We start from the raw sequence: 25,343 nt of genomic DNA on the forward strand, positions 1-25,343 counted from the left end.
TTATTTTGTTATTTGCTGAGCTAGCTCAGCAAAGAAATCATGAACATTTTTGCTGGTCTTAGCACTGGTTAAACAGTCATAAGTCACTTGTTCATCTTTCAGTTTAGCAATCGTTTCTTTTTGGTTTACTAGATCGATTTTATTTCCAATCGTTTTTAGAAATACGTTGGGGTAGTTGTTTTTTAGATATTCCAGATCTCTGTTAATGTTTTTATACGTATCTGGTCGGGTAACATCAAACACATATATAAAGGCGTGAGATCCTAATAAGTATGATTTTCTTGTTTCTTCAATATCGGTATGCCCTTCTGTGTCCCATATAATCATAGATAGTTCTTTCCCTTCAGGGAGCTGAATGACTTTTTTCTTGATTTGAACACCTAAGGTTACTTTGTAATCTTCAGAAAAAGCATCGTCTATAAAACGTCTGAATAGCGATGATTTCCCTACACCGAAGTGTCCTAACAATACAACTTTTTTAGACAATTTCATCGGCAAAATGTTTTTTTAATTTTTTAGTGAATAGGTCGCTGTTTTCAATATCTCTTCTGGAAATATGATTTTTAGCAAAGTCTATGATCTGATCTTCTAGTACTTCTTTGAACATCATACTATATGCCCCGGAAATAACAGCGGCAATATAATAGGAGTAAAAATTCTGAATATGAATAGTGAATAATTCATATTCGATCATTTCCAGATTCTGATCTCCTCCTTCGAAAGCATCTTCTACAAAGCTCTTGATAGCGGTAAGCATCCCGGCAACCATTTCCTTATCTATAGTGTCTTTTGAAAGAGGGCTATAATCGGCTATTAATATACCTGAGTTTTTCTCTATGACAAACATTTGCACCAATCTTGGTTTTGCATAATCGGATATGGCTAAATCTCCACTGCTGATTCCCTGTGCTTTCGCTTTTGTTTTCCTGAACCAGTTTTTGAAGGAAAATGCTTTTTTGGTTTTGTTGCTAATATTTTCGCTGAGAAGTTTCATTTCGTGAGCGATATATTTCTTGATCATTTTACCAATGATTGGAAATAATGCTTCGACAACAGCGTCCTGTGAATTTTTAATTTCTTCTTTTAGGGCTTCTGTAATAGTAGGCCCAAGGGTGCTGGGGATTTCCTGTACGAATTCATCCAGTCTATCGTCGATAATCGGATCGACTTTCTCGGACAATTCATTTTTCTGGAGGACAATAGTACGCAGTTCTTCAACTTTTTTGCTGATAGAATCCGCAAACTCATGCTCTTCTGTAAGTAGAAGATCTTTTAGTAATTTAAGTTTATCCTTTTCCCCCATATTTCTGGAATAGTTGGATTACTTTTGGATGATTTTTTCACCCATTGCGATAAGTAAGTCACCCAGTACTTTTTTATCTACTTTTTTAGTGTTGAGCATTTCTACTTTATCAGCGACCTTATCTTCCAATTCTGTAATTCTGATATTTATATCGGTACTTAAATTATCGATTGCCTGATGAAGTTCTTTGCGAGTTTCTTCAATGAAATCTTCTAATTCATTTTTTTTTGTTGAAATATCTTTCTTAACCTGCTCGAACTCTGAGTCATATGCGGCGATATTATCTCCGAAAATGAGGTTCTTGATCGCTTCAATTTTGGAAGCCTGATCATTAGCAGCAGGTTGGTCTGTCGCTTTTGTATCTTTAGCCATTCTGTGTTATTTGTTTAATTTTCTAGCTGTTATTGTAAAAATAGTTATAAAAAAGCTAAAAACAATAATAAGCTTGCTAATAATGAATTTATTGCATAAAGGATTCCACTTTTTCTACCATGTTTTTGCTACCGCAAATAAAGGGAGTTCTTTGATGAAGTTCAGAAGGTTTTATATCCAGAATCCTTCTATGACCATCACTAGCTTTTCCTCCTGCCTGCTCTGTAAGAAATGCCATCGGATTACATTCGTAAAGTAATCGGAGCTTCCCATTAGGAGACTTAGAAGTGCTAGGATACATGTATATTCCTCCTTTAATCATATTCCTGTGAATATCACTAACTAAAGAGCCTATATACCTGGAAGTGTATGGACGATCTTCTTTTTCTTCCTGACAATATTTTATATAATCTTTAATCCCTTGAGGGAAATGGATATAATTCCCTTCGTTTACAGAATAGATATTACCATCTTCTGGAAATCTCATATTCGGATGTGATAAGTAGTAAGTACCTAATGCCGGATTTAGTGTGAATCCGTTTACCCCATTACCGGTCGTGTATACTAACATGGTCGAGGTTCCATAAATTATATATCCTGCGGCAACTTGTAAATTTCCTGGTTGAAGAAAGTCTTCAAGAGTAACAGGGGTTCCTGTTGGTGTAATTCTTCTGTAGATAGAGAAAATGGTTCCCACAGATACATTAACATCTATGTTAGAGCTACCATCCAATGGATCCATAAGTACAACATAGTTGTTTTTATGATCGTTCTTATGCCCTTTGATCGTGATGAAATCATCATTTTCTTCTGATGCGATTCCACATACAATTTCTCTGTTCGTTAATGTGTTTATAAAAGTTTCATTGGCTAAAACATCCAATTTTTGTTGGTCTTCACCTTGTATATTTGTTTCCCCTATTGCTCCTGTAATGTCTACTAAACCAGCTTTGTTAACCTCGTGGTTAACCATTTTTGCAGCCAATCGGATAGAATTTATTAAGCGGGAAAGCTCTCCGCTGGCGTATGGAAAATCTGTTTGATTTTCAATGATAAATTCTCCAAGAGTTTGATTGCTTTTTGGCATTTTAGTGAGTTTAAGATTTTTGCAAAATTATTATTTTTTGTTTAACTATATCGTTTTCGTGCAAGCTATTTGAAAACTTTATTTTTTTTGGAATATTAATAATTAAAAGGAGGATGGATTAGTTCATAATTTTTAGTTTTGAAGAAAATACCAAATTATGGATTACGTAATACGAGAAGCGAAGGAACAAGATATGCCGGCAGTACTTGGTTTGATTAAGGAATTGGCGGTTTTTGAAAAAGAGCCTGACGCTGTAGAGGTAACTGTAGAAGAGATGGTGAAAGAAGGGTTCGGAGCACATCCATTGTTTCATTGTTTTGTTGCTGAGGTGGAAAAAGAAATAGTAGGAATTGCATTGGTGTACGATCGGTTTTCTACCTGGAAGGGACGTTCGGTTCACTTAGAGGATTTAATTGTGCGGGAATCTATGAGAGGAACAGGATTGGGTAAAGCGCTATATTCTAAGGTACTTACCTATGCAAAGGAAAAAGGAGTTCGGCGAGTAGAATGGGCAGTGCTTAACTGGAACCAAGGAGCCATTGACTTTTATGAGAAGAGTGGTGCGACCTTACTCAAAGATTGGTATTTAGTACAAATGGATGAAGCAGGCTTGGATCGATATGTACAATCAGTGAAATAAAAAAATCATGAAAATAGCGCTGGCTCAATCTATTTCAAAAAAAGGGAATGTCGATCAGAACATTCTCACACATGAGCGAATGATTCGTCAGGCTTCTCAGGCAGGAGCTGATATTATTCTTTTTCCAGAGCTTTCTCTTACCGGCTATGAGTTGGCATTGGCAAAAGAATTGTGTTTTGATATTGGAGATGCTCGATTGCATAGATTACATGAGTTAGCTAATGAACATCATATTATCACGATTATTGGCGCGCCCTACATTGAAGAGGGTGAGTTATATATTGCTTCGTTCGTATTGTACCCCGACGGGACAACAGATGTCTATAAAAAACAATACCTCCACGACGGAGAAGAAAACTATGTTAGTTCAGGAGATGAAGGGTTGTTGATTGATTATGAGGGAGAGCGAATTTACAATGCTATCTGTGCAGATATCTCAAAGGAAGCACATCCGGAAAAAGCATTTAAGCATAAGGCTACAGTGTATCTAGCAAGTGTTCTGATTACACCAGGAGGGTATGAAGCAGATGAAGTTTTGTTAAAGCGATACGCGATGAATTATAACCTGACTGTAATGATGAGTAATCATGGAGGACCTTCTGGAGGTTATGAGTCTGCAGGTAAGAGTGCTGTGTGGTCTTCAAAAGGAAATAGGATAGGAATGTTGGAGAGCGAAGGGGAAGGGATTCTTCTTGCTTCCAAAGAAGGGGATTCATGGAAGTGCGAGGTGATTAAAACTAATAAACCGTAAAGAGTTATTACATAATGAAAATATTCAAATTTGGGGGAGCATCGGTTAAAGATGCAGCTGGAGTAAGGAATGTCATCCGCGTTCTGAAAACAGTAGAATTTACCGATTTAGTCATTGTAGTTTCTGCTATGGGGAAAACTACAAATGCTATGGAGGTTATTGTAGAAAACTACCTGCAACATCCGGATAGTCTAGAGGAATCATTGGTGAAAATATTTGATTTTCATACTAAAATCATCAAAGAATTGTTCGGAGATAACGATACGGATGTCAAGGATAAAATTCAGGCGTTATTCCTGGATTTAAGAACAACGTTGGAAAGAAATAAATCAAAACAATATGATTATTGTTATGATCAGATTGTGGGGTATGGAGAATTGTTCTCTACTGTTATTTTGAGTGAATATTTAATGTTTGTAGGAGTTGCTAATCAGTGGCTGGATGCTAGAAATGTAATTAAGACAGATAACGGGTATAGACGAGCTAAGGTGGATTGGGATTGGACGGAAGAGAATATTAGGAAAGAAGTAGTGTCAGAAGGGGGAATTTATGTTACTCAGGGATTTATCGGTTCTGATATCAATAACTTTTCTACTACACTGGGGAGGGAAGGAAGTGATTATACGGCTGGGATTTTTGCCTACTGCTTGCATGCAGAAAATGTCACTATCTGGAAAGATGTTCCGGGTGTTCTAAATGGAGACCCAAGAGTATTCGAAGGGACAGAGTTGCTACAGGAAATTTCATATGAGGAAGCAATAGAGCTTGCTTTTTATGGGGCTTCGGTGATTCACCCCAAAACACTACAACCATTACAACGAAAAGAAATTCCTTTGTATGTCAAATCTTTTTTGCATCCTGCTAATCCTGGGACATCAGTAAAAAAAGGACAAGCCCTTGTGCCATATATGCCATGCTATATTGTAAAAAAAGATCAGATATTACTCTCACTTTCATCTCTGGACTTTTCATTTATTGTAGAAAAAAATATAAGCGAAATATTTGAGCTTTTTGACCGCTATAAATTAAAGGTAGATTTGATACAAAATTCGGCTATAAGTTTCTCTGTGTGTGTAGAAGATAAATTTAATCTGTTTGACACTGTGGCAGATAAGTTGAAATTGAAATTTGCTGTTAATTTTGAGAAAAACGTATCCTTGTATACCATACGGCATTTTACAAAAGAGGCAGTGCAGAAAATAGAGGGGGATAAGGACGTTTTATTGAAGCAATCCACAAGAGAAACGTTTCAGATGATTGTTAAACAATAGCTCATTGAATTCAGCGAATTTGCTATATTTGTAGTTAGCGCGCAAAACAGATTTATGTCGATAGTAACCTCAAGAGAAGTAGCCAAAGGGCTAAAATTGGATAAGTTAGGTTTTATTGGGACTTTTATTGGATGGATCATTCTGAAGATCACAAGGTTGTCAAAAATTAACAGGCAATATAGCTCTATAAGTCATTTTGAAGGATTGGAATTTCTTGAAAAAGCTTTGGAGATGTATGGAGTTACTTTTGAAGTACCTGAAGAAGACTTAAAAAGGTTACCAAAAAATGGAGCTTTTATCACATTGTCTAATCATCCTTTGGGAGGATTAGACGGAATTATTTTATTAAAATTATTATTGGAGAAGAGAGCGGATTCCAAGATAATGGCGAATTTTTTATTGCAGAACTTTGATCCGCTAAAACCATTTATTTTACCAGTAAATCCTTTTGAAGATAAAAAAGATGCAAAGTCAAGTCTAAAAGGAATTAAAGAAGCGATTCAGCATCTTTCGGAAGGACATCCGATAGGGATTTTTCCTGCAGGAGAAGTTTCAACCTTTAAAGAAGGTAAAAATATTGTAGACAGACCGTGGGAGCCGGGAGCTATGCGCTTGGTGCAGAAGGCAAACGTACCAGTTGTACCTATTTATTTTCACGCGAGAAATAGTCGTTTGTTTTACCGATTAGCAGCTATTCATGACAGTTTGAGAACAGCAAAATTACCAAGTGAGCTATTTTCTCAGGAAAAACGAGTGATAAAAGTTCGGATTGGTCATGCCGTCTCAGTAAAAGATCAGCAAGAACATACATGTTTGGAAGATTTTACCAGTTTTCTGAGAAAGAAGACATATATGCTGGCAAATCCGTACGAGAAGAAAACATTGAGAGAATCAATCCCTCAAAATCTCAAACTTCCTAAACTTCCAAAACAAATTGCTTTGGAAGGAAATAAAAATAAAATAGAAGCTGAATTACAATTTTGTAGGGAGAATGATAAGCGTCTTTTGGCAAGTAAAAATTATGAGGTGTTTTTGGCAACTAAGAAGTGTGTGCCCAATATTCTTCATGAGATAGGGCGTCTTAGGGAGATTACATTTAGAGCAATAGGAGAAGGAACTAATAATTCACTTGATTTGGACCCTTTTGATGATTATTATCATCATATGTTTTTATGGGATAATGATGCTAAGAAGATAGCTGGAGCATACCGAATGGGAATGGGATCGGAAATCTATGCTAAGTTTGGAATAGATGGTTTTTATCTTCAGGATCTTTTTCGATTTGAACCAGAACTTCATAAGATGATGAGCGAGTCTATCGAAATGGGAAGAGCGTTTATTATTAAAGAGTACCAACAACGACCAATGCCACTATTTTTATTGTGGAAGGGAATCGTTCATTGTACGCTTCGCTTTCCGGAACATAAATACCTGATAGGAGGAGTTAGTATTAGTAATAGGTTTAGTAACTTTTCTAAATCGTTAATGATCGAGTTTATGAAGTCGCATTATTACGATCCATATGTGGCTCAATACGTACGGCCTAAAAAAGAATTTAAGGTAAAGTTGAATGATGCGGATAAAGATTTTGTTTTTGATGAGAGTCGAAGTGATCTGAACAAGTTTGATAAGATTATAGATGAGATAGAACCAGGAAGTCTTCGTATCCCTGTATTGATTAAAAAGTATATCAAGCAAAATGCAAAAGTAGTGGCATTTAATGTAGATCCGTTATTTAACAATGCAGTGGATGGATTGATGTATATCAGGATTTCGGATCTGCCCGATAGTACGGTTAAACCTGTAATGGAAGAATTTCAGGCAGAGTTGGAACAAAAATATTTTAAAGCAGTAGAAGAAAAATAAAAAAGGCAGCAAATAGCTGCCTTTTTGTTTAAGTTACGTTATCTTCAATAAAATTATCACAGTAAGTTTTGATTTCATTTCTTGTTTTTTCAAATGCTTTATGAATTTCTTCTTCTGTTCCTGTTATTTTGGAAGGGTCAAAGAAATTGTAATGAAATCTTTCTGCTTTTCCAGGGAAGAAAGGGCATCGCTCTTTTGCATTGTCACATACTGTAAGAATATAGTCAAAAGTGATATCGAGATATTCATCCAGGTTATTGGATGTGTGAGAGGAAATATCAATACCGTCTTCTTTCATGATGCTGATAGCTCTGGGGTTTACGCCGTGTGTTTCGACTCCAGCACTATATATCGTTGTTGCTTCTTTGGCAAAATGTCTGAGATAGCCTTCTGCCATTTGACTTCTGCAAGAGTTACCAGTACATAAAACGAGGATTTTTTTCATGATGATTATATTTGTTTTGTTTAATTGTGTCTTTTTTCTAATAAGGTGTTGTCGTACCATTCACCATCTAATCGAGCAATTTTTTCTCTAATGCCAACAACTCTGAACCCTGCTTTTTGATGAAGTCGTATACTTGCAGTGTTGATACTGAATATATTTGCTTGTAGTGTCCAAAAACCTTCTTTTTTGCTTTCTTCGATTAATGTGTGTAGAAGGTGAGTGCCTATTTTCTGATGCCTGAATGATTTGGAAATGTATATACTTACTTCTGCAACTCCCTTGTATACTTCTCGTTTGGAAATAGGGGAGAGTGCAGCCCAACCAATGATGATTCCATTTTTTAGCGCTTTTATTCTGCAACGTTGAATGTGGGTTTGATCCCATTGTGACCAATCGGGAAGTTGCGTTTCAAAAGTTGCCATTTTTGTATTGATTCCTTCCTGATAGATCTCGGAAATATCAGGCCAGTCTTCTTTGTCAAAATGTGAAAATGTGATCATTAATGTTTTTTTTAGCAACAACCACTACCCGGAGAGCAGGTTGTTTCTTGTTGGAAGGTTTCTTTTGCAGGAACGCCACATGTCTCTTTAGCCTTGCAATCTGTTTGATCAAGAGAAAGTTTTATAATTAGATCTTCTTTTGTGCTTTCATATGATTCTATATGGAGTTGAGAAGTGTGGAATGTGTTATTTCCGTATTCTATTTTTAGAGGGGCGTCCATTTGGTATGGCTTTATTTGTCCAACCTTGGCTAATATTTCGATTGCCTTTTGGGTTTTCATATATTCTTTTTTGCCGATTTCCTTTGGGCTTTCCCATAATTGGATAACCGTTTCCTTCCAGGAACTTGTTCCGGCTCCACAGTCTACAGATTCTATTGAGATGTGTTTTACCTCTGTGATATGGTAATTCGTGCCGACAAATTGCCCTGGAGTGTATTCGAAAATGAGTTGTGAATGAGGGTGCTCAGTTAGTATAGATATGAATTCTGATGTGTTCATTGTGTTTTATTTTATGCCGGTTTAACAACAGTTGTTTTTTGTAGTATTAAAAAAGGAATGTAAAATTTGATGGATTTCATTCCATCGATCGATATTGATACAGTAACAAATACTTTTTCCGTCGATTTCACCTTTTAATAATCCAATACTTTTAAGCTCTCTAAGATGTTGAGAGATGGTTGCTTGTGCCAATCCTATTTCTTCTACAATATCATTACATATACATGTGTTTTGAGTGCTTATGTATTGCAAAATTGCAATTCTTGCCGGATGTCCCAGTACTTTAAAGAATTGGGCAAGTTCATTTTGTTCCTGACTGAAAATTTGGTTTTTAGTAATTCCCATTTTTATTAACTTAATATTGCAATATTACGATAATAGAATAAATAAAAAAAACCGAAAGTGGTGTTTTTCGGTTTTTTATGTGTTTAGAACCAGGGTTTTTTGCCTACCTGATATGTTTGATAAAACTCTTCGTCAGACTTGGTAAGGTAGATAATACCTTCTATTAATCCTATTAGTCCACCTGCTCCACAAGTTACGAACGTAATGATAATTTGAATAATACCTTCTTTGGTATATCCCAGAATGAATTTATGGATACCTAAAGAACCTATAAGAATTCCTAAGATTCCTGCCATAACTTTTTTGTTTTCGCCAGAAGCGTTGTTAAAAGTGTCTTTTACTTCTTCTGCAAACTCATTAGCGGTTTCTTTGGCAGTTTCAAAAGCTTCTTCTGCTCCTTTTTTAATATCATCCCCAAGGTTGTTGTTTTCCTCGCTCATAGTGGTTTATTAAAATTGATTAGTATTAAATTGAAAGGAAAAGTACAAAAATTAATTTACATAGAATGTTTCTAAAGAAAAGCTTTATTGTGTTTTGTGATATTAATAAGTGGTTGGGGTTCAGTTTATTTCTTCTTTATGTTTGATTCATAAAGAGAAATCCATTCTGATGTAGAGATCTTTGAAGCTAATTCTCCAATAAGTTCTAAGGGTATTTGGTCTGCTTTTCTAAAACGAATACAACTTTTTCCCATATCTAACTTTCTTGTGCTGTGTTTTGAGTATTCATTAGTGAACCAGTCAAGTAGTTTTTTATCAGCATATATACCGGCGTGATAAACAGCAATATGGTTTTTCTGTGAAGCAATGTTTAAAAAAGGTAAGGGTAATTCCGGATCGCAATGGTATCCTTCTGGGTATATTTCATGAGGAATTACATACCCGATCATCCCATAACTTATTACTTCTGAAAATCCTTCGGGAATATTGTTTAAAATTACTTTTCTCAAGGCAGCAATGGCTTTTTTTCTTTCCTCTGGTAATGAAGCGATGTATTCTTCGGGGGTTGTAGCATTGGATTTCACAGCTGCGAATTTTATGTTAGCGAGTAATATAGTAGTTAAATATACTAAAATTATGCCTGTTAATTTTCTAGAAGCTTTATCTCAGCAGTGATATTTTGCCTTGCTTGAAGCTCGTATTGTTTTTTGAAATGAGGTGTTTTGTAGAGCTGTGGCATAGCTAATAGTTGCCGGAGCACTTGTTTTCTGCCTTTGTTGTAAAGAAAGTCTGGGTATAATTTATATTCTTTGCGAATGTTATTGATGTAAGTGGTGTATGTTTGCCAGGAAGCTCCGAGAATCGATAAGTCAGCATCTGTGAAATAGTTAACATCGCTGTTGGTGTTGATTTGATGATTTTTAGTAGCTAAAATTATTTGATGACAATTGTCGATGCGTTCTTTCGAAATATGTTGTAGACTGTTGAGTACTTGGACAGCTTTGTCAGCACTTGCTTCTTCATTGTTTTTCTTTAGGATATTATATATAAAATCATGATAAAACAGAGAAAAAAGTAATATGTCCCAGTCGATAATTTCTGGTTTTATGGATAAGAGCTGTTGGTATACATGCACTAGATGTGAAATATTGTGATAATATCGATTAGGTTTTGTGTGTTCTTTTTCTATCTCATTCCACAAGGAGGTAGTTTTTAGGAAATCATCAGTATATGATTCGCATAGGTTAAGAAACACTTGTTTTAGCAAAACTCAGATTTTATTTTATGTACAATGGTTGAGGCTAACTTCTCTTTGGACTCTATTGTCCATCCGGCTACGTGAGGACTCAAAAGGACATTAGGCATATTTAATAATTTTTTAAAAGGAGTAGGCATTTCATTTTTTGAAGTAAATAGGTTTTCAAATGATGATTTTTCGTACTCTAACACATCGAGTCCGGCACCGAGGATTTTCCCTTCTTCCATGGCATCTACCAGGTCTTCGGTAACAACGCTTTTTCCCCGCGCAGTGTTGATGAGCCAAAAAGGTTTGGCGAATTTATTAATGAATTCTTTATGAATCATTCCAATGGTTTCGGGAGTTTCTGGGGTATGAAGACTCAAAACATCGGTTTTTTCAAAAATTTCTTGCAAATCAACTTGGGTGGCATCGCTGTTTTCTACATCTTCTTTGATGTCATAACAGATGACCTCTACATCAAAACCTCGAAGTTTTCTGGCGAATGCTCGTCCCATGTTTCCATATCCAATAATGCTTACTGTTTTTAGGTCTAATTCGATACCCCTGTTGTCTTCTCTAAGCCATTGTCCGTTTCTTACTTCGTGATCAGCTTTGTTTAGTTTGTTGAAGAGGGATAAAAGCATTCCCAGCGCATGTTCTCCTACTGCATTTCGATTGCCTTCAGGAGCATTAAAAAGACGAATTCCTTTTGATGCTGCATAAGTGGTATCTAGATTTTCTAGACCAGCACCAACTCTTCCAATGAATTTTAAGTTTGTAGCTTTGTCCAGAAAGGTTTGGTCAATGGCAAATCGACTGCGAATGATAATTCCATCATATGCGTAGATTATCTCTTCAATTTCTTCTTTAGTAGAAGAGAAATCTTCATGGTTGGTAAAACCTAATTCGGATAATTCATTTTTTAATAAAGGATGGTTACTGTCTAGGTGTAATATCTTCATGAAATGGTTTAAATTGTTGGGTAATCAGAAATTGTCTTTTCTGTAGTTGTATTTCCTGTGTGTTTCGTATTTAGTTTTTCGAATACAAGAAGGTGTACTTCTTCGCCATTTTTAGTAGAAGGACAATGTTCTGTTCCCTTAGGGACAAGAAGCATCTCTCCGGCATTTACCTGCACTGTTCTTTCTCTAAATTTCATGTATAAGGTTCCTTTGACTACATGGAATAATTCATCAGAATCTTCATGAGTATGCCATATAAAATCTCCTGAAATTTTAGAAAGATATACTTGGTGGTCATCTACTATAGTGATACGGTGAGGATGCCATTGCTTGTCGAATTTAGAAAGCTTTTTTTGGATGTTGATTACTTCCATGTTATAACGAATAATAACAAACAAGATACGTATTTTTCCGGGTGCTTGAAGGGGTGTTAACGTTTAATTATAAAAATGAATATAAATCGAAGCATAAAGTGTTACTCAGATTCCAAGAATGATTTTGGCAATAAAGAAAAAGAGAAAAATACCAAAAATATCATTGCTGGTAGTGATAAAAGGACCTGTGGCAATGGCTGGATCAATTCCTCTCTTGTCTAGAATAATAGGAACAAAAGTTCCGATCAATGCTGCTACTATGATAACACACATAAGAGCTGCTGCTATAGTGAGACTAAATGGCAAAGGATTTCCAAAGAAAAATCCAAAAATAATAACCAATACGGCTAAAGCAGTTCCGTTGATAAGGCTTAAACTAATTTCTTTCAGAAGGCGGTTCCATAAGCTTCCTTTGACAACATCGTTTGCTAATCCCTGTACGATAATTGCAGAAGATTGAACTCCTACATTTCCTGCCATCGCAGCAATTAACGGGGTGTAAAAGAATAAGGTTTTATATCGGTCATCATTCATGATTTCTTCATAATCCTGCATAATGAATACGCTTCCTAGTCCTCCTAATAATCCCAAAATTAACCAGGGGAGACGAGCTCTTGTTAGTTCCCATACATTATCATCCGCTTCAACATCCTGAGAGATACCAGCTGCTAACTGATAATCCTTTTCGGCTTCTTCTTTTATGAAATCTACAATATCATCTATGGTAATACGTCCGACAAGGATGTTCTCATTATCTACGACAGGGATAGCTTCTAGATCATATTTTTGCATAATTCTGGCAACATCTTCACCTTCTGTGTCTACTGTTACATAGTCTACTTTTTTTATGTAGACTTCGCTGATATGAGATTTGGTAGAAGCTGTCAGGAGATCTTTTAAAGATAATCTTCCTTTTAATTTTCCATCTTTGTCAACTACATAAATTGAGTGTACTCGTGTTACATTTTCTGCCTGCGCTCTCATTTCTCTGACACAACCGGCTACAGTCCAGCTTTCTTTTACCTTTACAAGCTCCTTAGCCATGAGTCCTCCAGCGGTATCCTCATCGTATTTTAGAAGCTCAACAATATGCTCCGCATGTTCTTCATCTTCGATTTGAGCAATGATGTTTTCTACTCTGTTCTCAGGAAGTTCAGAAATGATATCCGCAGCATCATCGGTGTCCATTTCTTCAATTTCTTCTGCAATTTCCTTTGCAGATAAGTTTTCTAGAATACGTTCCCTTAAGTCTTCCTCTAACTCCATTAAGGCTTCAGAGGTTTTTTCACTATCTAATAGTTTTATTAAATAGGTCGCTTCTTTAATGGTGAGTTCTGTAATGATTTCTGCGATATCGGCAAAATGAAATTCATTGAGGAAAGTTTCTAGCTGAGCATTGTCCTTTTCTTCAATAAAAGATTTGACCTTGGTGATAAGTTCGCCTGATATCTCAAATGGCATACAGTATAATTTAATAGGGGGTTAGAAACTTTTCGCAAAGATAATCAAAGAATTTAACTGAACTTTAGGAATGTGTTAAATCAAAAATGTTTTTTTATAGTATAACGAACGAAGAAGCTTTTATTCTTGTTCCAGTAATAATGTAAGTTCTATGAATTGTTGTACGTTGAGTTGTTCTGGACGTTTGTTCATAATGTCGAGTGATTTTTTTTCATCATTCAGCGAAAAAGATTTCAGGCTGTTTCTAAGTGTTTTGCGACGTTGTCCAAAAGCAGTTTTTACAACAGTAAAAAACAATTTTTCAGAACAGGGAAGAGAAGTTTCTTTTTTTCGAATTAGTCGAATAACACCGCTGTCGACTTTGGGAGGGGGATTAAAAACATCAGGAGGTACTGTAAATAGATACTCAGCATCGTAGAACGCTTGGGTAAGGACAGACAAAATCCCATAGGCTTTAGTGCCGCTTTTTTCGCATATACGCTGTGCTACCTCTTTTTGAAACATTCCTGTTAATTCGGGAACCCTTTCCTTATGGGTTAACATTTTGAAAATGATCTGAGAAGAAATGTTATAAGGGAAATTTCCTGTAATGGCAAATTGTTGTTTCTCAAAAAGATTGTCTAAGTCGTATTTAAGAAAGTCTGCTTCTAGTACCTGAAATAATTTTTTATGAGAAATAGATGAGGCATGTTCAATCCGAAAACTATTCATAAGGTACTCAATGGATTCAGTGTCTAGATCCATTGCTATAAAGTCCACGTCTTTGGGGAGAATGTATTTGGTTAGTACTCCCATTCCCGGACCAATTTCCAATACGTTTTTATATCCCTGTAATGTTAGCGTATCTCCAATTTGTTGAGCAATGTTCTCATCTTTTAAGAAATGTTGTCCTAAATGTTTTTTTGCTTTTACGGCAGTTTTTTCAGGTCTGTTATAGTCTCTTGATGAGTGCTTTCTATTTTTTTTGGATTTAGACATGCTGTTCACTAAGGATTTCTAATTCTGTTCTAAAAGCAACAAATTTACCAGCAAATCGGTTGGATTCTGCACGTAGTTTCTCGGCATTCTCAGTATAGTATTGCTGCAAAGTTTCTTTGTTTTCTGTCGTGTACTGAACAGAATATGTGATTCCTCCCATCTCTTCTTCGACCAGAACACGAGTCATTAAGGCTTTGCTGAATTTTCCAGTAGCTAACATTTGTGGAATGTGTTCTTTTTTCATCCATTCAATCCATTCTTCATGGATGCTCTCTTCTACGTTGATGGTCACATTGTAAATGTACATAAGAAATTAATTAAGTACGGTGTTGATAATGCTGCAAAGATAAGTTTATCTAATGGAAAGTCAGGTATTCTTATGAATGATATATTTGATTGTTCAGGTCATGAACAAATCTCAATTGATATCATCCCCCCTTAAGGCACGATATTTTTTTCTGGCATCTACATAATAAATACTGTCTGCATGATTAAAAATTATTTTTTCATACAACTCTTTTGCTTTTTCCGGTTGCCCCAAATGTTGAGTGTATAATGCAGCTAAAGCATAATAGGCATCATCTGCCAAAATATCAGTGCTGTAAAATTCTATGATTTTCAGGTAGTTTACTTTTGCTTTTTCGTATTCTTTTTCTTTTTCATAAAGTTTTGCCTGTTTGTAGAAGGCTTCGTCTTCGATTTTTTCTCCTTTATGAGATACGAGTATTTTTTCTAAAGTTTCAATAGCTTCTCTGTTTTTATTTTGAAAAGCGAGAAGATCTGCCTTGGCATATATTTTTAATGCAGTATAGGTAGAATCTTCTAATGAGTTATCGCTAATGATTAGACTGAGTTCCATAGCGTCATTAGCAATTAGCTGAGAGGTAGATGATTTTAGTACATCTAATTGAGTTTGAGCCCATTTAAAATCTCCTTTATAATAGCTTGTTTTGGCAACTTTAAACCGGGCATCCTGAGCTAAGAAGTTGTTTTTTAATGCATTCTGTACCTGGGTATAGTAGATAAGTGCCTGGTTAAATTTTTGGTCGAGTACAAGAATGTCTGCTATTTTCATTTTGATCCGGGAGGATTGAAATCTCGATAACCGTTCTTTTTTTAAGATGTCTTTTAAGAAGGTGATGGCTTCTTGTTTCATATCTTGATTAAATGCCAGAAAATGAGCATAATCAGTTTGCAGGCCAATGGTTTCTCTGGATCGCCCGTAGGTGTCAAACACATGAAGGTATTGTTCGTTTATTTTTTTGTATTCTTTCTTGCTGGCTTTATCCGTTCTGGCTTTGAGAATAATTTTATGAGCTGTAAGCTTCATGTCATTATGGGCATCTTCGGCTTCTAATATGTAATTCAAAATCATGGTGGCAGCTTCCAGATCTTTATGGCTTATAGCAATTCTGGCAAGATCAATAATGCGCTGTAAGCTTTCATTTTTCCTTTTATAAATGGCTTTTTCCTGTACAAAGGCTTTGTTGAATTGCTTTTGCTGAACAAAAAACCAACTTAGCATTTCGTTATATAAAATATCAGGATTCTTTTGTAGATTTTTTATTAACAGTTTTCTAAAGATGATATTGGGCTCATGAAGAGGATCTTCTGTAATGTAATCGCTAAAGTTTCTAAGGATAATGTTTTTGTAACTAGGTTGTGTTTTTATCAGAGAAAGATAGCTTTGAAACATCTTCTCGACCTTTCCTTGCTCTCCATAAATTTTAGCCAGACGAAGATTGAAATTTGCTCCGGGATTATACGTCATCCCTTTTTCGTAGATCAGAGCGGCCTGATCTAATAAACTGTATTTTTCAAAAGCTTGTGCCAAAGAGTATGCTTGATTCGTGTTGTTTTGATCGTATGAATCGATGGCTTTATTGTATTCGAACGTTGCTTTTTCTTTTAGTCCTTGAAGATCGAAATGGTGACCTAACTCGACAAGAAATTGTAAGTTTTTTGGGGATTTATTAATTGCTTCTTTTAAGACTTTTTCCGCCTCGTTAAACTTTTCCAGTTGCTGATACGCGCTGGTCAGTCCTAAGATATAATTTAGTCGATACGGGTTTTGTTTATATAGCTTTTTGTATACTGAGATTGCTTTTTCGTACTCCCCTTGGTCCGTATAGTTTTTAGCCAGCTGTATGGATTGACCAAATACTGGTAATGAACATAATAGGATGAAATAAAGAAAGCGCATTTTGCAAGTTTTTTTGTAAATATAGCAAAATGCGCTTTTAGAGTCGTTATGACAGTGGATTAATCTTAGTCGATATATTCGAATCCACAATATGGTACAAGTACTTCCGGAATTTTGATACCTTTAGATGTTTGGTAATTTTCCAGAATACCGGCAAGTACCCTAGGAAGTGCCAGAGAACTTCCGTTAAGGGTATGTGCTAATTGTTTTTTACCATTTTTATCCTTGTATCTCAGTTTTAAACGGTTTGCCTGAAATGTTTCGAAGTTAGATACAGAGCTGATTTCTAACCAGCGATCTTGTGCTGTCGAAAAGACTTCAAAATCATATGTCAGGGCTGCTGTAAAACCAATATCCCCTCCGCATAATCGAAGAATTCTGTATGGAAGTTTTAACTCTCCCAGGATTTCTTTGACATGATCAACCATTCCTTCTAGTGCCTCATAAGAATTTTCAGGCTTTTCTATTCTTACAATTTCGACTTTATCGAATTGGTGTAATCTGTTAAGACCTCTTACGTGTGCTCCATAAGATCCGGCTTCTCTTCGAAAACAAGGAGTGTATCCGGTACAGCAAATAGGAAGATCACTTTCCTGTAATAAATTGTCTCTGTACATATTCGTTACGGGCACTTCTGCAGTTGGAATAAGGTATAAGTCATCTCCTGTTACATGGTACATCTGACCTTCTTTGTCAGGTAATTGTCCTGTTCCGTATCCCGAAGCCTCATTTACCAAATGAGGTACCTGGAATTCTTTATACCCCGCAGCAGTGTTTTTGTCCAGAAAATAATTGATTAATGCACGCTGTAATCTTGCTCCCTTTCCTTTGTAAATAGGAAAACCAGCACCACTAACTTTTACGCCTAGTTCAAAATCAATGATGTCATACTTTTTAGCAAGTTCCCAGTGAGGTAATGCTCCTTCTTCCAAAGCAGGAATTGTTCCTTCTTTGAATATTTCTTCATTGTCTTCTTCTGTATTTCCAGGGGCAACAGAACTATGTGGAATATTAGGAATCGTATATAATATTGCGGTTAGTTCTTCCTGAACCGTATTTAGCTTAGCTGATAATTCTTTGGATGTTTCTTTTAATTGCGATGTTTTTTCCTTTAAGATAGTAGCTTTTTGTTGCTCTCCATTTTTGAATAATATCCCAATTTCTTTAGATATTTTATTGGATTCTGCTAAGGTGTTATCAAGTTTCGCCTGTGTGGCACGACGTTCTTCATCAAGAGAAATTATCTTTTCTATAGAAGAAGCGGCATCAAAATTCCGCTTTGCTAAAGCCTGGATAAATTCCTCTTTGTTTTCAATGATTTGTTGTACTAATAACATGATATTTGTTTTTGGCGATTTTAGTACTCATTCCGATGAGTAATAAAAAAACGATAACTTCCTGTGTGTTATTTTCGCTCAGAAGAGTTATCGAATAGTTGATTCGCAATTTTAAAAAAAACAAAAGTAAAGAAAACATAATTTTTTAACCACTATATCCAAAAGAAACTAACAGGAAAAATAGTTTCCTTTTTTTTAAAAAGGGAAAAACGAATGTTTCTGAAAGAAATAATTTTTAGAAAAACATATGGAAAGGGCTACATGTATGAGGTCAAAAAGAAGAGATTTTTTTGATTTTTTATAAAGTACAGTTGAATTATTTTCATGATCAAAGTACTTGAGTTTGTTGTACATTTGGTTTTATGGACATTAAGTATTTTAAACTTATTAAGACGATACAGGAAGAAGGAAACCTTGCGAATTCATCTGATAAGCTTTTTTTGACACAATCAGCATTGAGTCACCAGCTAAAAGAGTTGGAAGAGCGACTTGGGTTTAAGGTGTTTTATAGAACGAGGAATAAATGGACATTGACAGATGAAGGGGTTGCTTTATATAAGTTGGGAAACCGGATTTTGGATACGATAGAAAAAGGATTTCAAGATATAGCGCAAATACAGGAAGGCTCTAAAGGAAATATAAAAATTAGTACTGAGTGTTATTCTTTTTATCAGGGGTTGTCGGGTTTTATTCAGAAAATGAAGCTGCTTTACCCGGAGATTACAGTCGATTTTGATTTGGAGGCAACACATCAACCGATTTCTAAGGTTGTTTCCAGAGAAATAGATATCGCGATAGTGACAGCAAAACCAAAAGATAACTCATTAGTGAGTACAGCATTTTTTGAAGATGAAATTTTTGCAGTGATGCATAAAGAGAATCAATTCGCAGAATTGCCTTACCTCGAACCGGATTCTTTTGTAGAGATGCATTTGATTATTCATTCTTATCCTTTAGAGACAGTTGCTGTTTATGAGCATTTTTTAAAGCCTCGGCATGTGATGCCATATAAGATATCAGCTATTCCATTAACAGAGGTGTCTCTGGAAATGGTTGCTGCTAATATGGGGGTTATGTGTATGCCGAGATGGGGTGCGAATTCTTTTGTGTTGCCAGATGATTTGATTTTCAAAAAAATCCTGAAACAAGGACTAAAGAGAAAGCACTATTTGGTGGTGAGAAAAGAAGATCGGTCTAAACGGTATATTCAGGATTTTATCGCCAATTTTAAAGAGTGTTTTCTGAGGTGAAAATCAGCTATTTTTTGCTGGGAAACAGATATTGATGGATAAATGTAGTTACAAGCTGTAATACAATTTCGGGGGCTTCTTTATGAGGAGTGTGTTTTATGTTTGGGATAATGTGTGTTCGTGTGGTTCCTGAGACTTGTTGATGAATACGTTGAACCTGTTCTATGGTTCCATATTCGTCATCTGCTCCTTGGATAATAAGCGCAGGACAAGAGATCTTCGGAAGAAAATGCTCGATATTCCAGTTTCTGAACTCTGGAGTGGTCCAGGTGCTTGCCCAAGCCCAAAACATAGCTTCTGTTTTAGAGCCGTGATATTTTTGTAATCGAGATTTTAGATTGGTTTCCCGATATAGTTTTTCAGCATCTTTAATTCCTTTTATTGTTATATCTTCTACAAAAATATGCGCGCCTTCTGTTATAATTCCAGAAATTAACTCAGGGTATTGGGCGGCGGCTATTAAGGCAATTGACCCTCCGTCACTATGTCCAAATAAAATAGCATTTTGGCAGCTGTTTTCTCGTAATAACCGGGCTAAAATAGCAGCTTCTATTTCGAGGTAATTACTAGTTCTTCTAGGAGAAGAAAACGCTTTTGATTGTCCATATCCCTGGCGATCATATATCAATACATTGCACTTGGTTAAAGAGCTTAGTTTTTCAGGGAAATCCCGCCAAAGTTCTATGCACCCCAGAGAATCATGAAGGAATACTATAGTGGGAGAATTCGGAGCGTAACTGATTTTTTTTAATGCTAATCCTTTGGTTTCGTTACTTTGATTTGATGCCATGAAAATATGCGCTTGTTTATTGAGATGGAGCAGGTAATATATGGAATTAATTTAGTTGATGTTATAAAGATATGTTTTTTGAATAAAAAAGAGTAACGGAGTCCCTCCTCGGTCTTTTGGAAAATAAAGAGTTAATTAAAACAAAACAAAAGACGTTAAATGTTAAAAGGTAGATTAATGTAAAAACTTGATTTACTATCCAGAGGTTATGGGGTGTTGTCTTCTGTTTAGAAAAAGAATGCTAGGCTAAAATGATGCAAACTAAGGTATTAATGTGTCGAAAATAAGTATGAAAAGTCGTTTTAGGCGTATGAAGAAAATAAATAAGGAATAAGAGATGAAAAAATATTTATGGTTTCAATAATTAAGTGTTTTGTTGTTTTTTGTTTCTTTTTGTAAGTTAAACTTCCTTAAAACAATTGTTAATTTTATACGATTTCCTCTTTTTTAACATTTAATGTTGATAATTAAATATAATTAAGATGAAAAAACGACAAAAACTATTATCGATGCTATCTCTAGGTTTACTAGGGGTGAGTGTGTTATTTACTTCTTGCGAAAAAGATAACAATTTTGAATTAAGTGAAAGTACGGAACTGACAGAAGGGTTCTCGATAGATGCTGATATACCAGATGTGTCTATTGGGTATCCGGATATACCATATGAAGAGGTTGAGATAAATGGAAAGAAGATTGTGGTACAGAGATTACCTGGTAGAGGTTTTATTATTAATAGAGATCAGTTTGTGACTAAGGAAGGTCTTGAAAGGATGGTGGCAAATGAGAAAGCTAATGTAGGGGAAAATGGAATGCCAAGAATATGGACAAATGGGGTTGTGTATTATCAATATGATAACCTTTATGGTCCCCCAAGTCAGACGGTAAAAGATAAAGTAGCTAGTGCTATGAGGTATATTGAGTCGGTAACGAGCTTGAGATTTGTTTTTGGAAAAGGGAATGGTTTTTATATTTCTATAGAGCAAGGAGGAAATGCAGCTGAAGTAGGAATGCGAGGAGCAGGACAGTTTTTTTCAATTAGTAGTTCGGCTTCTTTTGCTACGACTGTGCATGAATTAGGGCATACAATAGGGTTGGCGCATGAACATCAAAGAGCAGATAGGGATAATTATATCGCAGTTAACCCTAACGTTTTAAGGGGGAGATTGAGAGACCAGTATAAGAAAGAAGGGGTTACTTTTGGTAGCTTTGACTGGGACTCTATTATGTTGTATCCATCAAGAAGACAGTCTAATGGAGAATGGGATGTAATAAGAGCTTCAGATCGAAAACCATTTAGATCCAGATTGTCTAATTCTAATTCAGGATTTAGCCAAGGAGATTTGGCGGTTATAAGAGCGTTGTATAACAGATAATTTTTATACTAATTTAGGTAGGGGTACCTAATTTTTGAAAACAGTCTTTTCTTATTGATGAGGAAGGCTGTTTTCTTTTGTTTTTTTAGGGTATTTTATGATCCATGGATTTGTAGAAAAATAATTCCACGGGACATTGGCTATATCAACTTCAGGGTCAATAAACAGACGTCTTTTTTTGCCGTTGATAGAGACTTTGCTATCGATGTATACTTCAATTTCTTTGCCTTGCTGATGATATTCTTTTTTTAAACGTTGAGCAAATTGCCACATCGCATCAGGTTTGGTAGATACTGTTCGGATTTGTTTATTGGATAGGTAGTCACTTTTATTGATGAATACACGTTCATCTTTGTCTTTTTCCTTAATATAGAAATTAGTAATTCCTGCTCGGCTTCTAAGCATCATGCGCCAGCTCATTCGGTGTCCTTCTTCTGTCCATAAGACATCCCCGGGAATGATCCAGTGTCTCAAAGGGAGTGCTATTTGTACCAGAAGGTAGATAAAAAAGACAGGAATAATAATAGTACTGAACTTAGGAATAATTAGTTCGTTTTTGGTGTAAAACGGTTTTTCCTTTAAAAAACGTCGGTTAATAACTTCTCTAGGAAAGAAAAATAAACTGAATGCTAATGACAGGTATGGAAAAATACCAACCTGAAAAACAATGGAATTAAATAAATGAAAAAAGATACTTGCTCCAAAAGCAAGCCATCTTGTTCTTCTCCAGAGGAGTAGTGGAATAATTAATAAATCATATAGTATACCGGTATAAGCAATACTTACATGTGCCCAGTGATTTTGTAACACCTTTCCAATAATAGGGTAATGGGCTTTTGCGGCCATTAAGTTTTTGGGAACGGTAAAATCAAGCCAATCTGGATACCATTTGGCAACTGATCCATAGGTGTATACAATCCACATTTGACCAATGATAAGTAATAAGCACCATCTGGGCATACTGAGCTTTTTCTTGTCGGGATGTTGTTTCGTGTCCAGAGAGTAATAATCAGCAGCAGGCAGGCAAATCATAATACAGCATAAGAGTAGTAGCAGATAGTAGTGATTGTTATAAGAGGATTTTTGCATAAAATACACCCCTGCCCACATTAGAGTATATGCACTCATACTAAGTTTATATCGGTACCCTATCATGACTAATAATCCGAAGATTCCCATGATTGCATAGTAATAGTACATGCCATTTCCTGGTAATGGCTGTAGGAAATCAAATCCTATAAAGTTGAATGTAAAATCAGGAGCAACCAGTGTTCTTTTAATCCATCCAGTAAAAATAGCTCCTATAGCCTCGAGGGCGATCAATAGCCCGAAGATAATCCGAAATACAATAAGAGGACTGTTATCTATATGGGTAAACAACCAACGGTTAATCATAATAAGGAATTAATATAATCTCTGGAGAAATCTTCGTCTTGTTGCATTGCCGCTTTTAGCTCCTCAATAGAATCGAATTTTTTCTCATCTCGGATTCGGGTTAACAGTTCGATTTGTATTTTCTTTTCGTATAAATTAAAAGAAGCATCAAAAAAATGCGTTTCTATAGATTGTTTAGTACCATTTACAGTAGGGTTATTTCCAATATTCATCATGCCAAAACACGTTTTGTTATCGATAATTGATTTTACGATATAAACTCCTTTTTTTGGGATTAATTTATACGGTTCTGGAATGTGTAGGTTGGCAGTAGGATATTCTAATTTTCGTCCTAATTCTTTCCCTTTTACAATTTTTCCGGTAAGCATAAAATTATATCCAAGGTATTTGTTTGCCTTGGTGATATCTCCTTCTAATAAAGCATGCCTTATTTTGGTAGAACTTACTGCTACATCTTCTATGTCTTGTTTACTGATTTCTTCCACTGAGAAATTGTACGTTTTTCCATAGCTGATCAGATCATTAATATCAGAGTTTCTGTTTCTTCCGAATCGATGATCGTATCCTATGATGATGTGTTTGGCATTTAGATTATCCACCAGTATTTGTTCTACATATTCTCCGGCTTTTAGTCTGGAGAATTCCTGGGTAAAAGGGTGAATGACTAAATTGTCTAATCCTGTCTTTTGCAAAATCTGAATACGTTCTTCTATCGTATTTATCAATTTGATCCCGGTATCTTTTTGAAGCACCATTCTTGGGTGTGGGAAAAAAGTAAGAATCAGAGATTCCTGATCGTTTTTTTTTGCAGTTTCTACCAGGCGCTCTATTATTTTTTTATGACCGATGTGTACTCCATCAAAAGTCCCAATGGTAACCACGGATGGAATAGAAGTGTCATATGTATCGGCGGAGTCGTAGCGTTTCAAGAAATGTAGATTTTAGTGTAACTTAGATAAAGGAAAATAACACAGGAAGTAGCATAAAAATAAAACGACCATATGCTTTTGGGGTAGGTGTGTTTAGTTGCGTAGCGAATGTGTTTTATTTTAAACATAATTGGATAAAATTAATGAATTGTTGGGAAAAAACGTATTATTTTCCGTTAAACGTATTCATTGTATTGGCTAGCCCTCCCGAAATAAATGATTTGATTAGTTGAGTTCCTTTATCAAGTCGTTCAGGCATAGCAGCTTCTTCTTCTGAATTCCATTCTCCCAGTACGTAATCAACTTGTCTGCCTTTGTGAAAATCTGCACCTACGCCAAACCGAAACCTTGGGTAGGCAGAGGTGTTTAGTTGGGCTTCGATATCTTTTAGTCCATTATGCCCGCCGGAACTTCCTTTTCCTTTTACACGAATAGTACCAAAAGACAGGTTGATATCGTCAGTGATAATCAATAGGTTCTCAATGTTTATTTTTTCTTTGGTTAACCAGTATTTGACTGCTTTTCCGCTGAGATTCATATATGTATTTGGCTTGAGGAGCGTAATCGTTCTTCCTTTGTGTTTGAACTTAGAAATATCCCCTAATTTTTCAGTTTCAAAAGAGATGTTTTCTTCTTTTGCTAGGGCGTCTAGTATTTTAAAACCGATATTGTGTCGGGTATTTTTATACTTAGGACCAATATTACCTAAGCCGACAATTAGAAATTTTTTCATGAGATCTTCTGAGGTTTCCGAAAGGGGTTGTTTGGAAAATATTTTTTTTAAAAAGGAAAACATATCGATGTTTTGGGTAGGGGGTAAAATGATCTGATAAGTTTATAGAAATATAGTTAAAAAACAAAAAGAGCATTCTGATCTTAGAAGATATTCAGAATGCTCTTTTTAATAATATAAACTAAGATTTTGCTTATGCAGCATCCTCTTCTGCTCCTTCTTCCTCTTCCTCAGCAACAGCATTACGAGATGTCTTCACTTGACAAATAACAGTGTTGTCAGGGTGTAAGATTGTGTAGTCTTCACTAGCTACATCAGTAACATATAATTTGTTTCCGATTCTTAACTCTGTAATATCTCCCTGAATTACGTCAGGAAGCTTTGATGCTAATCCTTTTACTTTGATACGACGTAAGTTGAAACGCAATACCCCTCCGGCACGAACTCCTCTTGAGTTTCCTGTAGTTTCGAATGGGATTTCCATTGTGATTGGCTTGTCGTCAAAGATCTGAACAAAATCAATGTGTAAGATTTTGTCTGTTACAGGATGGAATTGAATATCCTGAAGGATAGCATTGATGGTTGTTCCATTATCCAATACAATTTCCACGGTATGAACGTCTGGAGTGTACACTAAGTTTTTAAAAGCAATTTCTGGTGCTGAAAAGTGTACAATAGTGTCTCCACCGTAAATAACACAAGGTACCTGTCCAGCATTACGTAAGGCTTTAGTTGCTTTTTTACCTACGCTTTCTCTTTGAGATGCATTGATTGTTAATGACTTCATTTTGATATATA

At 35.6% G+C, this 25,343-nt stretch carries 29 protein-coding genes; 6 read left to right on the forward strand and 23 right to left on the reverse strand.

Annotation, left to right across the window (positions count from 1 at the left end; genetic code table 11):
* The 4 genes from HN014_RS08490 to fbp form a co-directional block, all read right to left on the reverse strand.
* Positions 1–492, reverse strand: coding sequence for a Rab family GTPase (locus tag HN014_RS08490; RefSeq protein ID WP_176028453.1), 492 nt, complete (start codon positions 490–492; stop codon positions 1–3).
* Positions 479–1,303 (reverse strand): cell envelope biogenesis protein OmpA, encoded by an 825-nt coding sequence (locus HN014_RS08495; protein ID WP_176028454.1) that lies wholly within the window; start codon positions 1,301–1,303, stop codon positions 479–481. Before HN014_RS08495 ends, HN014_RS08490 begins: the two co-directional genes overlap by 14 nt.
* Before the next feature lie 18 nt (positions 1,304–1,321).
* Positions 1,322–1,675 (reverse strand): fructose 1,6-bisphosphatase, encoded by a 354-nt coding sequence (locus HN014_RS08500; RefSeq protein ID WP_176028455.1) that lies wholly within the window; start codon positions 1,673–1,675, stop codon positions 1,322–1,324.
* 88 nt (positions 1,676–1,763) lie between these two features.
* Entirely contained in the window at positions 1,764–2,762 is a 999-nt protein-coding gene (fbp, locus tag HN014_RS08505) for a class 1 fructose-bisphosphatase (RefSeq protein WP_176028456.1), read from the reverse strand.
* Between the two features lie 157 nt (positions 2,763–2,919).
* Between fbp and HN014_RS08510 the strand changes: the two genes are divergently transcribed.
* From HN014_RS08510 to HN014_RS08525, 4 genes are read left to right on the forward strand one after another with little or no spacing between them, the layout of a single operon-like run.
* The gene (locus tag HN014_RS08510) at positions 2,920–3,402 is read left to right on the forward strand and encodes a GNAT family N-acetyltransferase (RefSeq protein WP_176028457.1); all 483 of its coding nucleotides are present in this window, start codon (positions 2,920–2,922) and stop codon (positions 3,400–3,402) included.
* Between the two features lie 7 nt (positions 3,403–3,409).
* On the forward strand, positions 3,410–4,153 hold the full coding sequence (locus HN014_RS08515; protein ID WP_176028458.1) for a carbon-nitrogen hydrolase family protein: 744 nt from the start codon (positions 3,410–3,412) through the stop codon (positions 4,151–4,153).
* Between the two features lie 14 nt (positions 4,154–4,167).
* Positions 4,168–5,424, forward strand: a complete 1,257-nt coding sequence (locus HN014_RS08520) for an aspartate kinase (RefSeq protein WP_176028459.1) — start codon at positions 4,168–4,170, stop codon at positions 5,422–5,424.
* A 54-nt stretch (positions 5,425–5,478) separates the two neighbouring features.
* The gene (locus HN014_RS08525; protein WP_176028460.1) at positions 5,479–7,290 is read left to right on the forward strand and encodes a lysophospholipid acyltransferase family protein; all 1,812 of its coding nucleotides are present in this window, start codon (positions 5,479–5,481) and stop codon (positions 7,288–7,290) included.
* Between the two features lie 28 nt (positions 7,291–7,318).
* On the opposite strand, the gene HN014_RS08530 is transcribed toward HN014_RS08525, so the two are convergent.
* The 14 genes from HN014_RS08530 to serS form a co-directional block, all read right to left on the reverse strand.
* Positions 7,319–7,735, reverse strand: coding sequence for an arsenate reductase ArsC (locus HN014_RS08530; protein ID WP_176028461.1), 417 nt, complete (start codon positions 7,733–7,735; stop codon positions 7,319–7,321).
* Positions 7,736–7,755: 20 nt separating this feature from the next.
* Positions 7,756–8,235, reverse strand: coding sequence for a GNAT family N-acetyltransferase (locus HN014_RS08535; RefSeq protein ID WP_176028462.1), 480 nt, complete (start codon positions 8,233–8,235; stop codon positions 7,756–7,758).
* An 11-nt stretch (positions 8,236–8,246) separates the two neighbouring features.
* Positions 8,247–8,735, reverse strand: coding sequence for a DUF6428 family protein (locus HN014_RS08540; protein ID WP_176028463.1), 489 nt, complete (start codon positions 8,733–8,735; stop codon positions 8,247–8,249).
* A 21-nt stretch (positions 8,736–8,756) separates the two neighbouring features.
* On the reverse strand, positions 8,757–9,080 hold the full coding sequence (locus tag HN014_RS08545) for a helix-turn-helix transcriptional regulator (RefSeq protein WP_176028464.1): 324 nt from the start codon (positions 9,078–9,080) through the stop codon (positions 8,757–8,759).
* 83 nt (positions 9,081–9,163) lie between these two features.
* Entirely contained in the window at positions 9,164–9,520 is a 357-nt protein-coding gene (locus HN014_RS08550) for a TM2 domain-containing protein (RefSeq protein ID WP_176028465.1), read from the reverse strand.
* 125 nt (positions 9,521–9,645) lie between these two features.
* Entirely contained in the window at positions 9,646–10,104 is a 459-nt protein-coding gene (locus HN014_RS08555; protein ID WP_176028466.1) for a DUF1801 domain-containing protein, read from the reverse strand.
* 59 nt (positions 10,105–10,163) lie between these two features.
* Positions 10,164–10,787: a hypothetical protein gene (locus HN014_RS08560; RefSeq protein WP_176028467.1), complete on the reverse strand. Its 624-nt coding sequence runs from the start codon at positions 10,785–10,787 to the stop codon at positions 10,164–10,166.
* Complete coding sequence (locus HN014_RS08565) at positions 10,781–11,722, reverse strand: 2-hydroxyacid dehydrogenase (protein ID WP_176028468.1); 942 nt, start codon at positions 11,720–11,722, stop codon at positions 10,781–10,783. The genes HN014_RS08560 and HN014_RS08565 overlap by 7 nt, the downstream gene beginning before the upstream one ends.
* A gap of 8 nt (positions 11,723–11,730) precedes the next feature.
* Positions 11,731–12,096 (reverse strand): cupin domain-containing protein, encoded by a 366-nt coding sequence (locus tag HN014_RS08570; protein ID WP_176028469.1) that lies wholly within the window; start codon positions 12,094–12,096, stop codon positions 11,731–11,733.
* A gap of 105 nt (positions 12,097–12,201) precedes the next feature.
* A complete protein-coding gene (mgtE, locus tag HN014_RS08575) occupies positions 12,202–13,557 on the reverse strand; it encodes a magnesium transporter (protein WP_176028470.1) in 1,356 nt (451 codons plus the stop codon).
* 120 nt (positions 13,558–13,677) lie between these two features.
* Positions 13,678–14,535 (reverse strand): 16S rRNA (adenine(1518)-N(6)/adenine(1519)-N(6))-dimethyltransferase RsmA, encoded by an 858-nt coding sequence (rsmA, locus tag HN014_RS08580; RefSeq protein ID WP_176028471.1) that lies wholly within the window; start codon positions 14,533–14,535, stop codon positions 13,678–13,680.
* Positions 14,528–14,842 carry a DUF4286 family protein gene (locus HN014_RS08585; RefSeq protein WP_176028472.1) on the reverse strand — a complete coding sequence of 105 codons (315 nt, stop codon included), beginning with the start codon at positions 14,840–14,842 and terminating at the stop codon, positions 14,528–14,530. The genes rsmA and HN014_RS08585 overlap by 8 nt, the downstream gene beginning before the upstream one ends.
* 111 nt (positions 14,843–14,953) lie before the next feature.
* Positions 14,954–16,738: a tetratricopeptide repeat protein gene (locus HN014_RS08590; RefSeq protein WP_176028473.1), complete on the reverse strand. Its 1,785-nt coding sequence runs from the start codon at positions 16,736–16,738 to the stop codon at positions 14,954–14,956.
* A gap of 65 nt (positions 16,739–16,803) precedes the next feature.
* Positions 16,804–18,075: a serine--tRNA ligase gene (gene serS / locus HN014_RS08595; RefSeq protein ID WP_176028474.1), complete on the reverse strand. Its 1,272-nt coding sequence runs from the start codon at positions 18,073–18,075 to the stop codon at positions 16,804–16,806.
* Positions 18,076–18,437: 362 nt separating this feature from the next.
* On the opposite strand from serS, the gene HN014_RS08600 reads away from it, so the two are divergent.
* Positions 18,438–19,325, forward strand: a complete 888-nt coding sequence (locus tag HN014_RS08600) for a LysR family transcriptional regulator (RefSeq protein ID WP_176028475.1) — start codon at positions 18,438–18,440, stop codon at positions 19,323–19,325.
* 7 nt (positions 19,326–19,332) lie between these two features.
* Here HN014_RS08600 and HN014_RS08605 read toward each other — a convergent pair whose 3' ends face one another.
* Complete coding sequence (locus tag HN014_RS08605) at positions 19,333–20,115, reverse strand: alpha/beta fold hydrolase (RefSeq protein ID WP_176028476.1); 783 nt, start codon at positions 20,113–20,115, stop codon at positions 19,333–19,335.
* Positions 20,116–20,597: 482 nt separating this feature from the next.
* Here HN014_RS08605 and HN014_RS08610 point away from each other — a divergent pair, with 482 nt between their 5' ends.
* Positions 20,598–21,488: a M12 family metallopeptidase gene (locus HN014_RS08610; protein ID WP_176028477.1), complete on the forward strand. Its 891-nt coding sequence runs from the start codon at positions 20,598–20,600 to the stop codon at positions 21,486–21,488.
* A 51-nt stretch (positions 21,489–21,539) separates the two neighbouring features.
* On the opposite strand, the gene HN014_RS08615 is transcribed toward HN014_RS08610, so the two are convergent.
* The 4 genes from HN014_RS08615 to HN014_RS08630 form a co-directional block, all read right to left on the reverse strand.
* Positions 21,540–22,883 carry an HTTM domain-containing protein gene (locus tag HN014_RS08615; protein ID WP_176028478.1) on the reverse strand — a complete coding sequence of 448 codons (1,344 nt, stop codon included), beginning with the start codon at positions 22,881–22,883 and terminating at the stop codon, positions 21,540–21,542.
* A complete protein-coding gene (locus HN014_RS08620; protein WP_176028479.1) occupies positions 22,880–23,812 on the reverse strand; it encodes a bifunctional riboflavin kinase/FAD synthetase in 933 nt (310 codons plus the stop codon). The genes HN014_RS08615 and HN014_RS08620 overlap by 4 nt, the downstream gene beginning before the upstream one ends.
* A gap of 166 nt (positions 23,813–23,978) precedes the next feature.
* Positions 23,979–24,608 carry an aminoacyl-tRNA hydrolase gene (pth, locus tag HN014_RS08625; RefSeq protein ID WP_176028480.1) on the reverse strand — a complete coding sequence of 210 codons (630 nt, stop codon included), beginning with the start codon at positions 24,606–24,608 and terminating at the stop codon, positions 23,979–23,981.
* A gap of 130 nt (positions 24,609–24,738) precedes the next feature.
* Positions 24,739–25,332: a 50S ribosomal protein L25/general stress protein Ctc gene (locus HN014_RS08630; RefSeq protein ID WP_176028481.1), complete on the reverse strand. Its 594-nt coding sequence runs from the start codon at positions 25,330–25,332 to the stop codon at positions 24,739–24,741.
* Between the last annotated feature and the right edge of the window lie 11 nt (positions 25,333–25,343).

The sequence above is a fragment of the Aquimarina sp. TRL1 genome (genome assembly GCF_013365535.1).
In the GTDB taxonomy this organism is placed as follows: Bacteria; Bacteroidota; Bacteroidia; order Flavobacteriales; family Flavobacteriaceae; genus Aquimarina; species Aquimarina hainanensis.

Excerpts from the sequence above, each read along its gene's own strand:
- HN014_RS08490 (WP_176028453.1), bottom strand. The coding sequence starts at position 492 with ATGAAATTGTCTAAAAAAGTTGTATTGTTAGGACACTTCGGTGTAGGG.
- HN014_RS08495 (WP_176028454.1), bottom strand. The coding sequence starts at position 1,303 with ATGGGGGAAAAGGATAAACTTAAATTACTAAAAGATCTTCTACTTACA.
- HN014_RS08500 (WP_176028455.1), bottom strand. The coding sequence starts at position 1,675 with ATGGCTAAAGATACAAAAGCGACAGACCAACCTGCTGCTAATGATCAG.
- fbp (WP_176028456.1), bottom strand. The coding sequence starts at position 2,762 with ATGCCAAAAAGCAATCAAACTCTTGGAGAATTTATCATTGAAAATCAA.
- HN014_RS08510 (WP_176028457.1), top strand. The coding sequence starts at position 2,920 with ATGGATTACGTAATACGAGAAGCGAAGGAACAAGATATGCCGGCAGTA.
- HN014_RS08515 (WP_176028458.1), top strand. The coding sequence starts at position 3,410 with ATGAAAATAGCGCTGGCTCAATCTATTTCAAAAAAAGGGAATGTCGAT.
- HN014_RS08520 (WP_176028459.1), top strand. The coding sequence starts at position 4,168 with ATGAAAATATTCAAATTTGGGGGAGCATCGGTTAAAGATGCAGCTGGA.
- HN014_RS08525 (WP_176028460.1), top strand. The coding sequence starts at position 5,479 with ATGTCGATAGTAACCTCAAGAGAAGTAGCCAAAGGGCTAAAATTGGAT.
- HN014_RS08530 (WP_176028461.1), bottom strand. The coding sequence starts at position 7,735 with ATGAAAAAAATCCTCGTTTTATGTACTGGTAACTCTTGCAGAAGTCAA.
- HN014_RS08535 (WP_176028462.1), bottom strand. The coding sequence starts at position 8,235 with ATGATCACATTTTCACATTTTGACAAAGAAGACTGGCCTGATATTTCC.
- HN014_RS08540 (WP_176028463.1), bottom strand. The coding sequence starts at position 8,735 with ATGAACACATCAGAATTCATATCTATACTAACTGAGCACCCTCATTCA.
- HN014_RS08545 (WP_176028464.1), bottom strand. The coding sequence starts at position 9,080 with ATGGGAATTACTAAAAACCAAATTTTCAGTCAGGAACAAAATGAACTT.
- HN014_RS08550 (WP_176028465.1), bottom strand. The coding sequence starts at position 9,520 with ATGAGCGAGGAAAACAACAACCTTGGGGATGATATTAAAAAAGGAGCA.
- HN014_RS08565 (WP_176028468.1), bottom strand. The coding sequence starts at position 11,722 with ATGAAGATATTACACCTAGACAGTAACCATCCTTTATTAAAAAATGAA.
- HN014_RS08570 (WP_176028469.1), bottom strand. The coding sequence starts at position 12,096 with ATGGAAGTAATCAACATCCAAAAAAAGCTTTCTAAATTCGACAAGCAA.
- mgtE (WP_176028470.1), bottom strand. The coding sequence starts at position 13,557 with ATGCCATTTGAGATATCAGGCGAACTTATCACCAAGGTCAAATCTTTT.
- rsmA (WP_176028471.1), bottom strand. The coding sequence starts at position 14,535 with ATGTCTAAATCCAAAAAAAATAGAAAGCACTCATCAAGAGACTATAAC.
- HN014_RS08585 (WP_176028472.1), bottom strand. The coding sequence starts at position 14,842 with ATGTACATTTACAATGTGACCATCAACGTAGAAGAGAGCATCCATGAA.
- HN014_RS08590 (WP_176028473.1), bottom strand. The coding sequence starts at position 16,738 with ATGCGCTTTCTTTATTTCATCCTATTATGTTCATTACCAGTATTTGGT.
- serS (WP_176028474.1), bottom strand. The coding sequence starts at position 18,075 with ATGTTATTAGTACAACAAATCATTGAAAACAAAGAGGAATTTATCCAG.
- HN014_RS08600 (WP_176028475.1), top strand. The coding sequence starts at position 18,438 with ATGGACATTAAGTATTTTAAACTTATTAAGACGATACAGGAAGAAGGA.
- HN014_RS08605 (WP_176028476.1), bottom strand. The coding sequence starts at position 20,115 with ATGGCATCAAATCAAAGTAACGAAACCAAAGGATTAGCATTAAAAAAA.
- HN014_RS08610 (WP_176028477.1), top strand. The coding sequence starts at position 20,598 with ATGAAAAAACGACAAAAACTATTATCGATGCTATCTCTAGGTTTACTA.
- HN014_RS08615 (WP_176028478.1), bottom strand. The coding sequence starts at position 22,883 with ATGATTAACCGTTGGTTGTTTACCCATATAGATAACAGTCCTCTTATT.
- pth (WP_176028480.1), bottom strand. The coding sequence starts at position 24,608 with ATGTTTTCCTTTTTAAAAAAAATATTTTCCAAACAACCCCTTTCGGAA.
- HN014_RS08630 (WP_176028481.1), bottom strand. The coding sequence starts at position 25,332 with ATGAAGTCATTAACAATCAATGCATCTCAAAGAGAAAGCGTAGGTAAA.